At 64.8% G+C, this 11,978-nt stretch carries 10 protein-coding genes, 1 other RNA gene, 1 pseudogene and 1 riboswitch; of the genes and pseudogenes, 8 read left to right on the forward strand and 4 right to left on the reverse strand.

Features of this window, described 5'->3' with window-relative positions; all coding sequences use genetic code 11:
* Together Q7J58_RS13415 and Q7J58_RS13420 are read right to left on the reverse strand one after the other, a co-directional pair.
* A pseudogene (locus Q7J58_RS13415) lies at nucleotides 1–158 on the reverse strand (cobyrinic acid a,c-diamide synthase); the annotation flags it as partial.
* Nucleotides 140–1,969 (reverse strand): TonB-dependent receptor, encoded by a 1,830-nt coding sequence (locus Q7J58_RS13420; protein ID WP_304828823.1) that lies wholly within the window; start codon nucleotides 1,967–1,969, stop codon nucleotides 140–142. The gene Q7J58_RS13420 and the pseudogene Q7J58_RS13415, both read right to left, overlap by 19 nt.
* 79 nt (nucleotides 1,970–2,048) lie before the next feature.
* Nucleotides 2,049–2,294, reverse strand: a riboswitch (cobalamin riboswitch).
* Between the two features lie 50 nt (nucleotides 2,295–2,344).
* On the opposite strand from Q7J58_RS13420, the gene Q7J58_RS13425 reads away from it, so the two are divergent.
* The 4 genes from Q7J58_RS13425 (at nucleotide 2,345) to Q7J58_RS13440 (ending at nucleotide 4,138) form a co-directional block, all read left to right on the forward strand.
* Nucleotides 2,345–2,596 carry a DUF904 domain-containing protein gene (locus Q7J58_RS13425; RefSeq protein ID WP_304828825.1) on the forward strand — a complete coding sequence of 84 codons (252 nt, stop codon included), beginning with the start codon at nucleotides 2,345–2,347 and terminating at the stop codon, nucleotides 2,594–2,596.
* Nucleotides 2,593–2,970, forward strand: coding sequence for a cell division protein ZapA (locus Q7J58_RS13430; protein ID WP_304828828.1), 378 nt, complete (start codon nucleotides 2,593–2,595; stop codon nucleotides 2,968–2,970). The genes Q7J58_RS13425 and Q7J58_RS13430 overlap by 4 nt, the downstream gene beginning before the upstream one ends.
* Nucleotides 2,971–3,084: 114 nt before the next feature.
* Nucleotides 3,085–3,264, forward strand: a non-coding RNA gene (ssrS, locus tag Q7J58_RS13435) — 6S RNA.
* 58 nt (nucleotides 3,265–3,322) lie between these two features.
* Nucleotides 3,323–4,138: a sulfite exporter TauE/SafE family protein gene (locus Q7J58_RS13440; protein ID WP_304828831.1), complete on the forward strand. Its 816-nt coding sequence runs from the start codon at nucleotides 3,323–3,325 to the stop codon at nucleotides 4,136–4,138.
* 22 nt (nucleotides 4,139–4,160) lie between these two features.
* Here the strand turns inward: Q7J58_RS13440 and rraA are convergent, their stop codons facing one another.
* Complete coding sequence (gene rraA / locus Q7J58_RS13445) at nucleotides 4,161–4,679, reverse strand: ribonuclease E activity regulator RraA (protein ID WP_304828834.1); 519 nt, start codon at nucleotides 4,677–4,679, stop codon at nucleotides 4,161–4,163.
* Between the two features lie 258 nt (nucleotides 4,680–4,937).
* Between rraA and Q7J58_RS13450 the strand changes: the two genes are divergently transcribed.
* The 4 genes from Q7J58_RS13450 to Q7J58_RS13465 all read left to right on the forward strand — a co-directional run bounded on the left by Q7J58_RS13450 (nucleotide 4,938) and on the right by Q7J58_RS13465 (nucleotide 10,579).
* Nucleotides 4,938–5,432 carry an SWIB/MDM2 domain-containing protein gene (locus Q7J58_RS13450; protein ID WP_304828837.1) on the forward strand — a complete coding sequence of 165 codons (495 nt, stop codon included), beginning with the start codon at nucleotides 4,938–4,940 and terminating at the stop codon, nucleotides 5,430–5,432.
* A 207-nt stretch (nucleotides 5,433–5,639) separates the two neighbouring features.
* A complete protein-coding gene (locus Q7J58_RS13455; RefSeq protein WP_304828840.1) occupies nucleotides 5,640–7,445 on the forward strand; it encodes an adenylate/guanylate cyclase domain-containing protein in 1,806 nt (601 codons plus the stop codon).
* Nucleotides 7,446–7,466: 21 nt separating this feature from the next.
* Nucleotides 7,467–8,537 (forward strand): phosphatase PAP2 family protein, encoded by a 1,071-nt coding sequence (locus Q7J58_RS13460; protein WP_304828843.1) that lies wholly within the window; start codon nucleotides 7,467–7,469, stop codon nucleotides 8,535–8,537.
* On the forward strand, nucleotides 8,534–10,579 hold the full coding sequence (locus Q7J58_RS13465) for a S8 family serine peptidase (protein WP_304828846.1): 2,046 nt from the start codon (nucleotides 8,534–8,536) through the stop codon (nucleotides 10,577–10,579). The genes Q7J58_RS13460 and Q7J58_RS13465 overlap by 4 nt, the downstream gene beginning before the upstream one ends.
* Before the next feature lie 57 nt (nucleotides 10,580–10,636).
* On the opposite strand, the gene coaBC is transcribed toward Q7J58_RS13465, so the two are convergent.
* Nucleotides 10,637–11,878, reverse strand: coding sequence for a bifunctional phosphopantothenoylcysteine decarboxylase/phosphopantothenate--cysteine ligase CoaBC (gene coaBC / locus Q7J58_RS13470; protein ID WP_304828849.1), 1,242 nt, complete (start codon nucleotides 11,876–11,878; stop codon nucleotides 10,637–10,639).
* Between the last annotated feature and the right edge of the window lie 100 nt (nucleotides 11,879–11,978).

Below are 11,978 nucleotides of genomic sequence, written 5' to 3' on the forward strand. Positions count from 1 at the left end.
TTGAGAAAGTCCGGCCCGCACTTGAACACCGGCACCCGCGGCCCCTGCCGCACACACAGCCGCGCCAGCGCGGCCGTGACCGTGGTCTTGCCCTGGCCGGAGGCCGGGGCGGCGATCAGCAGGGCGGGCGCGCGCGCGGTCACGGCTGGGGCGCCCAGTTGAGGGTGACCAGCGCCGCGCGCCCAGGCTGGTTGTAGCCGTACGCGGTTTCGTAGAACTTGTCGCTCAGGTTGTTCAGGCGCAGGGCCAGCGACCAGTCTTTGTTCAGCGCATAGCGGGCATGCAGATCGAGCGTGCCAAAACCCGGCAGGCGCTGGGTGTTGGCGGCGTTGTCAAACCGCTCGGACACCAGCAGCAGGGAAGCACCCCAGTTCCAGGCGCCAACGGTGTGGTCCAGACTGGCCGTCAGCGTTTCGTCGGCCCGGCGCTGCAGCTTGAGGTTGTTGGCGAGGTTGCGCGCGTCCAGCAACTCCAGGTTCGTGCTCCAGCGCCAGTCCCCGGCAGCACCGGCATACGCCAGCGACCAGCCCTCCATGCGGGCGCGGGGCACGTTGGCCACCACCGGCTGGATGGTGATGAAGCCGCGCACGCGGTTGTCGAAACGGGTGATCTTCAGCTCGTGCGCCCCCGAGGCATAGGTCAGCCCCAGCTCCCGGTTCTTGCCGCGCTCGGGCTGCGTGCTCGGGTTGCCGGTGAAGAACGGCGAGACGTAGTACAGGGTGTTGAACGAGGGTGCCTTGAACGAGGTGCCGTAGGCGATGTGGGGACGCCACTGCGGCGTGAGCTGGTAGCCGTAGCTGACAAACCCGGTGGTCGCACCGCCGAACTGGGTGTTCTTGTCGCGGCGCAGGTTGGCTTGCCACAGGTGGTCGTCCGCCTGCCCGGTCATGCCCAGAAAAACGGCGTCCGTGGTGCGCGAATTCACGGCGTAGGCCTGGGTACCAGACACCGCTTCCTTGTTCGACTCCAGTCCCACGAGCACATTGCCCAGGCGGGTCTGCCAGTCGTGCTGCAGCGTCCACTGGGTCTGGGCGGTGTTGAACACTGCGGGCGCGCCCGGTGCGCTGAAGCTGTCGGACTGGTCTTCACTGCGGGCCAGCTTCAGGCGCGTGCGGGCATCGGCCGACCATTTGTGTTCCAGACCCCAGCTGGCCACACGGCTGGTGGTGTCCGAATACACATCGAAGCTGCCCGGTCCCTGGTCGTACTGGCTGGTGCCGTCGGCCTGGCTGAACAAGGCGTCCATCGACCAGCCTGAAGCAATGGTCCAGCGCAGCGAAGCCGACACGTGATCCTGCTCCAGCCCATCACGGTCCGGGTTGTGGTTGCCGAAAGCGACTTTCGGGTTGGTGGACGAGAAGCCGTCCTCGCGAAGGGTACCGGCGCTCAGGTTGTAGGTGAAGCGGTCGTCACCGCCACTCAGCCCCGCGGTGGTCTGGCGGTACCCGAAGCTGCCGAGCGTGACCCCGACCTGCGGATGAAACCCCTTTTGCCCACGTTTGGTGAAAATCTGCACGACGCCCCCCACGGCGTCACTGCCGTACAGCGCAGAAGCAGGCCCCTTGAGCACTTCAATGCGCTCGATCATGCTGAGTGGCAGGTTGTCCCACACCGGAGCACCTGCCGTACTGGATCCGTATCGCACGCCATCGATCAACAGCAAAAGGTGACGGGTTTCAGCGCCACGCAGGTACAAACCAGCCTGTTTGCCAAGGCCGCCGTTGGCACTGAGTTGCAGTCCGGCGCTGCGCGCCAGCAATTCAGGCAGCGACCTCCCGGCCGCTTGCTCGATGGCATCGGATTCGATCACCACCACGTCGCTGAGCAAGGCGTCGCTCCGGGTCTCTACCCGGGTGGCCGTGACCACGGTTTCGGAAAGGCTGGCGATGACCTGTGCCTGGGCCGGAATGGCAGCGGCGCAAGCCAGGGGAAGCACGGCCAGGCGTGCGGAGGTAAAGCGGGAAATCATGATGAAAAGAAACACAGACAGGGGCCCTCGCTGTCTTCCCCGACAGCGCATGGGCGTCACGGTGGCGCGTCCTGCGTGGACGCACCACCACCTCGTTGGCCGGTATCCGGGCTGGCAGAACGACCTTCATCACCTTCCCAGGCGCTTGGCAGCGCCCAGTGGTTGTGAGATGAAAGCGGAGCGACCCGATGACTCGGGCTTCTCGTCTGCTTACCGTTGCGGGGGCAGCGCAGGTTAGGTCGGTTTGTGTGAACTTTCCCTCCTGCTTCCCGTTGAACTGCGGCATGTGAACCACACCGCGAGCACCAACAGCGCGCATTCTAAGGTGTTAGAACGGGTGGCAACCCTACAATGTGAAAACTTCAAACCGAGAATATGGCCGACACCAAGCACCTTGACCAGATCACCGAGCGCGTTGAGCGCTTGCTGCTGCGCCACGAGGAGCTGCAGCACACCAACCAGCAGTTGCACGAACAGGTGCAAGCGCTGCAGGCCGAACGCGACTCCCTCAAGTCGCGACTCCACGCAGCCCGCGCCCGCATCGATGCGTTGCTGGACCGCCTGCCCCAACCTTCCGCCAGTGCTGCGCAAACCACCGCCGACACCCCCAGCCAGGACCGCGCATGAACAAGCCAGCGAACAAACAAATCGAAGTGCAGATCATGGGTCAAAGCTACCTGCTGGCTTGTCCGGTGGGTGGTGAATCGGCGCTGCTGGATGCGGTGGAACGCGTGGATACCGCCATGTGCCGCATCCGTGATACGGGCAAAGTCAAAGCGCGCGACCGCATTGCGGTGCTGGCCTCGCTCAACCTCGCATTCGAGCTGTCGCAAAAAGAAGCCACCAGCAGCCCAGCCGCAGCTCCCGTGCCAAACCGCGGCACCAGTCCGAACACGCCAGACACCCCAGAAACCCCAGCGTCTGCGCAAGATCAGACCCGCCTCGACCATCTCGTGCGCCGGATCGACCAGGCCCTGGGCGGAAATGACCCCTTGCCCTGAGCAACTCGACACGTTCTCCGCGAACAAAAAAATCGGTGCAACCGCCAGAGCGTGGCCTCCCATGTATTTATCGGCAGTCGAACCGCAAATGCGCTTTTCAGCGCCTACAATTTGAACCGTCTGCAGTGCACGCTGGGCTTTATATTTCCTTGAACCAATGCTCATAGAGCCCGGGCTTGGTACATTGCGTGGCGGGTGTGAGCATCTCGCGTCAGATGAACCCGAAGTCACGCTGCCCTTGCCCACCTGAACCCCGGTTCAGGATGCCGGTCTGGCGGCACTTGCAGACACCTTATTCTTCTGTTGTGCGTTCGGCGGTGCCCGTCCAGCGCAACACCCCACACCACACCCCATGCTGCTTGATCCCCTGTTGATTGCCGAACTGGTGTTGCTGGGCCTGTGCACCGGGTTTCTGGCTGGGCTGCTGGGCATCGGTGGCGGCATGCTCATGGTTCCGTTCATCACCATCATCCTCAGCGGCCGCGGCGTGGCGCCCGACCTGGCGGTCAAGATGGCCATCGCCACCTCCATGGCCACCATCATCTTCACGTCCATCTCCAGCGTTCGCGCCCACCACAAACGCGGCTCGGTGCGCTGGGACATCGTCAAACGCCTGGCACCGGGCATTGTGCTGGGCTCAGCACTGGCCAGCATGGGGGTGTTTGCCCTGCTCAAAGGCACCTGGCTGGCTCTGTTCTTTGCGGCCTTCGTGAGCTTCTCGGCCACCCAGATGCTGCTCGACAAGAAACCCAAGCCCACCCGCACCTTGCCGGGCACCGCCGGGCAACTGGGTGCAGGCAGCGTCATTGGTTTTCTGTCGGGTCTGGTGGGTGCGGGCGGCGGCTTTGCGAGTGTGCCGTTCATGACCTGGTGCAATGTGGCGATCCACAACGCCGTGGCCACCAGCGCAGCGCTGGGCTTTCCAATTGCGCTGGCCAACGCACTGGGCTATGTGGTGGCAGGCCAGGGGGTTGCAAATTTGCCCGCGGGCTCGGTGGGCTATATTTTTATGCCCGCTCTGGTGGTGATCGCCACCGCCAGCGTGGTCATGGCGCCAGTGGGTGTGCGAGCCGCCCATGCCTTGCCGGTCAAAACCCTCAAGCGGGTATTTGCCAGCATTTTGTATGCGCTGGCAGCCTACATGCTCTATAAAGGGTTGAGCGCCTGATTCCGCTGCTGCGGGTGCTTTGTCAGGCGTGCAGCGCTGTGGCCGACACCACCATGCCATCCTCATCAGCATAGAGCCAGTCGCCCGGGCGAACCCAGACGCCCTGGATCTGCACCGCCACATCGCGCTGGCCTTCGTTGCGCTTTTCTGTGGGCAGCGGCATGGGCGCCAACGCACGAATCCCGGTCTGGCACAGCGCCAGTTCGACCACATCGCGCACACAGCCATTCACCACCACGCCCGCCCACCCATTGCGGGCAGCAGCGGCACCCAGGTTGCCCCCCACCAAGGCCCGGCGCAGCGAAGCCCCGCCGTCCACCACCAGCACGCGGCCCTCGCCTGGGCTGTCCACGGCGGCCTTCACCAGCGTGTTGTCTTCAAAGCATTTGACGGTGACCACTGTGCCTGCAAAACGGCTTTCGGCGCCGAAATCCCGAAATACAGGCGGCAGCACGCGGAAGTCACCTGTGCTGTCGTTTTTGTAGGCATCACAAAGGTCGCAGGTGGCAAAAGAAAGGGGGGGAAAAGAGGTCGATGGCATAGCAAAACGTTTGAACGAATGGCGGTGGGTGATGGCGTGATTTTGAGCCCGAACAAGGTCCACCACAGAGCACCTGCAGCAGTGGAACGCAAAAATGTTGTTTTCCCACGCAACAACCAGCCCGTCTCCTATGAAAAACTGCAAAAAACCGCGTTCGCCACCTTGGAATGGGGATACATCTCCATTAGCATCCGAGACACCGGTGTGAGAGCGTTTTTTTGCACTGGCGAAAACTCCACACTCAGAAGGACAACAACCATGGCAACTGCGAAAAAAGCTCCTGCGAAAAAAGCGGCACCCGCCAAGACGGCTGCCGCACCAGCCAAGAAAGCTGCAACGGTGAAAGCCGCTGCTGCTCCAGCCAAGAAGGCCGCTCCGGTCAAAGCCGCTGCGGCTCCAGCCAAAAAAGCCGCTCCGGTCAAGGCAGCCGCTGCTCCGGCCAAGAAGGCCGCTCCAGCCAAAGCTGCTGCAGCACCCGCGACAAAAGCCGCTCCAGCCAAGAAGCGCACGCCCAACGCCGCCTTCATGAAGGCCATGACCCCGAGCGCAGCACTGGCCGCGATCGTGGGTGCGAAACCGCTGCCACGCACCGAAGTGACCAAGCAGGTCTGGGCTTACATCAAGAAGCACGGTCTGCAAGATGCCGTGAACCGCCGCATGATCAACGCCGACGCCAAGCTGAAGGAAATCTTCCAAAAGGCCCAGGCTTCGATGTTCGAAATGACCAAGATGATCAACGAACACCTGAAGTGATCGTGGATTGGCCTGTCGCACGGCGACAGGCACAGCAAAAAACCGGCCCATTCGCGCCGGTTTTTTTTCGTCTGCATCCTGCAATGAAGGGTTGGCTGCAGACAGCCGTCAATTGGCAGGGTCCCAAACGAAAAAATTTCAATGTGTGCGAAACTTTCGTCAACTGTTCCCCCACTTTGGGGATGACGATAACCAACCCCCCGCACCATGGAGTTGCAAGCCCCCCGCAAAGACCACGCGCCATTCATGGCGCTGCTTCCTTTGCAAGAGCACAAAGTGGTGCTGGTGGTTGATCTGGTGGAGTCGGTGCTGCTGATGGCGGCCAACGAAGAGGCTGTGGTACGGCATTGGCAAGGCTTCGTCATCTTTGCCAACGAGCAGGTTTGCGCCCACCGAGGCCGTTTGGTCAAAAGCCTGGGCGATGGTCTTCTGGCCGAGTTCGACGAACCTGCGGACGCGGTCAGAGCCGCCATGGCTTTGCACAGTCACTTCTCGCCCATCAATCGACTCTTGCCACCCGATCGGCAATTGCACCTGCGCGCGGGTATCCATGCCAGCTGGCTTTACGTGGCCGAGAACGACGTGTACGGCCAGGGGGTGAACCTGGCCGCGCGCGTCGCCAGCCTGGCCGATCCGGGCGACACCGTGGTCACTGCCAGCGTGCGCGACGGCATCGTTGATGGCATCGATGGCGAGGTCGAGGACATGGGCGAGAGCTACCTCAAGCATTGGCCAGAACCGGTGCGCACATGGCGAGTGCACCCGGTGCAAACAGGGCAACACCCGCACCGACCCGAGCGGCGTGAAATCGCTCCGACCGACCTTCGGCCGTCGATCGCGGTCATTCCGTTCGATACCCGCCAGCCCTCGCCCGACTATTTTGTGATTGGCGAGCTGATCGCCGACGGCGTGATTGCCCAGCTCTCTCGCAGCCAGCATGTGCGCGTCATCTCCCGCCTGTCCACCACCGCCTTCCGGGGGCGCAGTGCCAGCCCCATAGAGATAGACGCACAGCTCGATGCCGCTTTTGTCCTGAGCGGCAGCTATGCCACGCTGGGCGACAAAGTGGTCATCATGGCCGAGCTTTCAGACACGCGCCGCAACGAAGTTGTGTGGGCCGAGCGCCTGAGTGGCCAAACCATGGACCTCCTGGAAGTCCAAAGCGACCTGTTGGGCGCCCTGAGTGCCGCTTGTGCACAGGCGCTGATCCACACCGCGGTGCAGCGCTCCCTGGTGCTGCCCTTGCCCAAACTGGAAAGTCATGCGCTCATGCTCGGGGGTATCGCCCTCATGCACCGATCCACACCGCGCGATCTGGACCGCAGCCGCGAGTTGCTCATGGGCGTCACCGAGCGCCACCGCCGCGTGGCCTCGCCTTGGGCCTGGCTGTCCAAATGGCATGTGATGCAGGTGGTGCAAGGTCGTGCACCCGATCCGCAAGCCGAGTTTGCGCGCGCCATTGAGCAGGCGGACAAAGCGCTGACACTGGACCCCAGCAGCTCCATGGCGCTGTCGCTCAAGGGGCACGCCATGTGCCATCTGGGACACGATGTTCAAGGTGCCCGACGCCTTCTGCTGGACGCGGTACAAGTCAACCCGAGCGACGCGATGGCATGGCTGTATGCGGGTTTTTGGTCCAGCATGTGGGGGAATCCCAGTGAAGCGGTAGAAGAATCAGAAAGAGCGTTGAAGCTCTCACCCTTGGATCCACACCGCTTTTACTTTCAAATGCAGCTGGCCAACAGCTACCTGGCCAAAAACGAATTCGAAAAAGCGGCGGCGTTGTGCAAACAGTCGCTCAAGAGCAACTCGCTGCATTTGTCGACGCTGCGCACCCTCATTTGTGCCGAGTATGAGTTGGGCTCACATGCCGATGCGCAACGGCATTTCCAGCTGCTCCGGCAGCACCAGCCCAGCCTCACCCTCAAAACGTATTTGGACACGGGCAGCGACAGTTTGGGCAAACAGCGCGTGGCCAAAGCGCTTGCGGCGCTGGGCTTGCCCACGGGATAGATTTTTAAAGGAGATGAAAGAATGAGCGGATACAGCGGATACAGCGGATACAGCGGGTACAGCGGGTACAGCGGGTACAGCGGTTATGCCAGATCGGGCACCGACAACACGGCCGAGGCCATCAACCTGAGTCGCTTTGCCACCAGCGGCCCCTTCGAAGGCGCGTTGGTACAACCTGCCACCCCGGCGTTTGACCAACCCGACAACCTGCGCCTGTGGGCCGATGGGCCGCGTGTGGCCACGCTGATGACCGAGCTCGTGCAGGGCCTGTCTTTCCCCTCCGACCGCAAGACCGAACAGGCGGGACTGGCGTTCACCGATCTGGACGCGCGCACGCCGCGCCGCCACACCCTGCTGATGCTGCGCGCGCCCGACCGTGCCCTCCTTGAACAGCAGATGACGCTGGTCGCCGCCTACGCCGACCTGCGCGGCGATCGCGGTGCCGAGATTCTGGCGCAGATGGGTCCCCCAATCGATTTCTGGGCGGGGGTGGTTGGCCTGCAGCCCCATCGCCACAAGAAAACGCTGCAGGTGCTGGACCTGTGCTTCGGTCTGGCGGTGCATGTCGAGATGCGCTTCAAACACATGTTTGCGGTCGTGCGTCCCATGCAACTCTCGCCACAGATTCAGCCCATGATTGCAGACCCAGGGCACGCTGCCTGGCCCAGCGGCCACGCCACCGAGGCCTTCATCGTCGCCCATGTGCTCTCCAGCCTGCTCAAGGCCGCCCGGCCGGGCAAGCAACAACGTCCTGGCAACGAAGCCACCGAGGTCCAACTGCAGCGACTGGCCGCCCGCATCGCGGTCAACCGCACCGTGGCGGGCGTGCACTACCCGGTCGATTCGGCCGTGGGCCGCATGCTGGGCACCGTGCTGGGCCAGTTCCTGGTCGCCCGCAGCCAAGGCGGCACGCTGCGGGAACATGCCTTTGACGGGCTCAAATTCCAGGGCACGGACGGCGAACCGCTGGACTTCCAGCCTCAGCAGCCCCTGGACAGCGGCGCTGGCAGCGTGCACGGCAAACCACACCGCATTGAAGCCGGGCCGCTGCTGTCCTGGCTGTGGCAAGAGGCCATCAAGGAATGGCAATGACCCGCCGCCAGCCACACCCCAAGGTCGGCTGGACACCCCTGGCGCGCGGGACTTTCACGGGCATCGATTGGTCGGCACCCGGTGCCATGGACCACAGCGACCCCTACCTGGCCTGGGCCGAAACCAGCCACTTCGCGGGCTTTCGCACCTTCATGCATGGCAAGACGCTGCAGTGGCTGCCCCTGATCCTGGAGCTGGCCCCGGGCTGCACCCTGGACGACCTGCTGCGCGCGGCCGATGAAGACTGGCTGCAGGTCCCCCGCATCTACCAGAACCTCCCACTGAGCACACGCTTTTGCACCGCTCGGGTGCGCCCGGGTTTTTTCCAGCACCTGGACCAGCCAGGACCGCTGCGCGGTGTGGTGGCCCGGTACGAACTGGGTCTGCCCGTCGGCCCCTTCGAGCACGCCCTGCCCCCAGAGGCCCGTGCGCGCCTGTCCACCCCGCGGCCACGTTCCCGCAAGAACCACAAGGACGCCATCCACGGACCGGTCATCGCCATCATCGACAGCGGTCTGGCTGTTGGTCATGCCGACTTCCTGGATGAACAGGGCCGCACACGGGTTGCCGGCTATTGGCGCCAGGACGAGACGGTGGGCCCCCACGGACGCAGAGCGGCCACCCGCCAGCCCGTGCCACTGAACCCGCAGCGCGCCGGTCCCCGGCCCGCCGACATCGGCTATGGCCATGAACTGGACCGCTCAGCCATCGACCAAGCCATTCAGCGCCACACCGTGCGGGGCCGTCTGGACGAAGACGCGCTGTACCAGTGGCTGCAAATGTGGGAGCTCAACCACAACGCGCACCATGGCACCCACGTCAGCAGCCTGGCCGCCGGCCCCCGGGTGTACGCCCGCACCCTGGGCACCGAAGACACACCGCCCGACTGGCGGCCCGCCCACGACACAGCCAGCCGGGCCCGCCTGCTGATCGTGCAACTGGACTGGGCCAGCATCGCCGACACCTCGGGCGGTGCGGTCAACGTGAGCGTGCTCGACGCCATGGCCTATGTGCTCGCCCGCTGCGCCGACGATGCCACCGTGGCGCTCAACCTCAGCTGGGGCACGCTGGCCGGGCCGCACAACGGCAGCAGCGTGCTCGAATCGGCCATGGCGCAGTGGCTGCAGGCCTGCGAAGGTCGCCTCTCGCTGGTGATGCCCGCCGGCAACGCCTACCAGGCCCGCACCCACGCCAACCAGACGCTGGGCCGCGGGCAGTCACTGGCTTTGCACTGGCGCGTACAGCCCGACGACCACAGCCAGAGCTTTCTGGAACTGTGGGTGCAAGACGCACGGGACCCCGCGAAGGCACTGGCCGATCTGGACATCGTGATCCAGCCACCGGGCATGGCCGAGCCCCTGCCCCCGATCCGCATCGGCGAAGCCGGCGTCTGGAACAGCGCCGACCAGCCGCGCTGCGCGGTGATGTTCCCCGCCCGCAGCGCCCTGGGGCACGGGGGCGCCTGCGCGCTGGTGGCCTTGGCCCCCACGGCCAGCGGGCACAACCCCACTGCCGTGCTGGCGCCAGCCGGTCGCTGGCAGGTGACGCTGGTCAACCGGGGTCGCCACGCCGTGGTGGTGGATGCCTATGTGGAGCGCGACGATGTGGCGCTGGGTGCCGTCACGGGTGCCCGCCAGTCTTACCTGGAAGACCGGGACTACGACCTGAGCGGCAACATTGGCAGCTTCATCGACCACCCGGACGACCCGACGGTGATCCGCCGCAGCGGCACCTTCAACGGCCTGGCCACGGCCCGGGACGTGATCACCGTGGGCGGTATTCGCTGCTTTGCCAGCAGCCACGACCCCGCGGTCCGCTACAGCCCACGCCTGCCCGACCCGGATGCAGAACGGCCCGAGCGCGAGGGCTTGCGCAAGGTGCCGCAGCGCCTGGCCATCAGCGACGACCATGCCGTGCTCTGGGGGGTGCGCGCCGCCGGCACACGCAGCGCAGCCATGGTGCGCCTGGTGGGCACCAGCACCGCTGCGCCGCAGGTCACGCGCCACCTCATGGACAAGGGCGGCCGTCTGCCCCCTGGTTGAGCTTCACACGGTCGGCGCCGTTCACCGCGCTGGCGGTGCCCGACCGTGTGGGCTCCCTCAGCCCGCCGGGCGTTGCGTGGGCAAGCGCCGGGCGATGTCGGCCACCAGCAGGCGCGCCAGGTGCAGCTTGGACGCCCGGGGCAGCTCGGTGGCGCCGCACTCGTCCACCAACAGCAAGGCGTTGTCGTCCTGCCCAAAGGTGTCGGGGCCGATGTTGCCCACCAGCAGCGGCACACCTTTGCGCGCCCGCTTGGCCTGCGCGTGGGCCAGCAGATCGTGGCTTTCGGCGGCAAAGCCCACGCAAAACAGCGCGCCGCGCTGGGCGCGTGCGCTGGCGGCAATGCCAGCCAAAATGTCAGGGTTTTCAACGAACGACAGGGTGGGCACGTCGCCCGATCCGTCTTTTTTGATCTTCTGGTCGGCCGTGCTGGCGGGGCGCCAGTCGGCCACGGCGGCGGCCGACACAAACACCGTGGCGTCCTGGCTGTGCTGGTTCAGCGCGGCCTGCATGTTCAACGCCGACTGCACGTTGATGCGCCGCACCCCGCGTGGCGTGGGCAGGCTCACCGGCCCGGACACCAGCGTGACCTGTGCACCGGCTTCATGGGCGGCACGGGCAATGGCAAAGCCCATTTTCCCGCTGGACAGGTTGGTCAGCCCGCGCACCGGGTCGATGGCCTCAAACGTGGGGCCAGCGCTCACCAGCACCTGCTGGCCAGTCAGCACCTTGGGCGTGAAGAAGCGCACCAGCTCGTACAACAGCTCGTCGGGCTCCAGCATGCGGCCATCACCGGTTTCACCGCAGGCCTGGTCGCCCACGCCCACATCCAGCACGGTCGTGCCGTCGGCGCGCAGCTGCGCCACATTGCGCACCGTGGCCGGGTGCGCCCACATCTCGCGGTTCATGGCCGGGGCCACAATGAGCGGCACGGTGTCCAGCGGGCGCGCCAGGCACATCAGACTCAGCAGGTCGTCGGCCCGACCGTGCAGCAGCTTGGCCATGAAATCGGCACTGGCCGGCGCCACCAGAATCGCATCGGCTTCGCGGCTCAGGTTGATGTGCGGCATGTTGTTGTCCACCCCAGCCGCCGTGCGGGCGTCCCACTGCGAGGTGAACACCGGGCGGCCCGAGAGCGCCTGCAGCGTCACGGCAGTAATGAATTGTTCAGCCGCCTCCGTCATCACCACCTGCACGGTGGCGCCCTGCTTGATCAGCGCACGGCAGAGTTCGGCGGCCTTGTAGCAGGCGATGCCTCCCGAGAGGCCCAAGACGATGTGTTTTCCAGCGAGGTCGGTCATGCGCGCAATGTAGCAGCTTGGCTGAGGAGCCTGTCGGACGGTCTCAACCACCGGGGCCGGCGAAGCCTTTCACAAATGAGGGGGCATTTATAATCGCCGT

The sequence above is a fragment of the Hydrogenophaga sp. genome (assembly GCF_030656115.1).
GTDB lineage: Bacteria > Pseudomonadota > Gammaproteobacteria > Burkholderiales > Burkholderiaceae_C > Hydrogenophaga.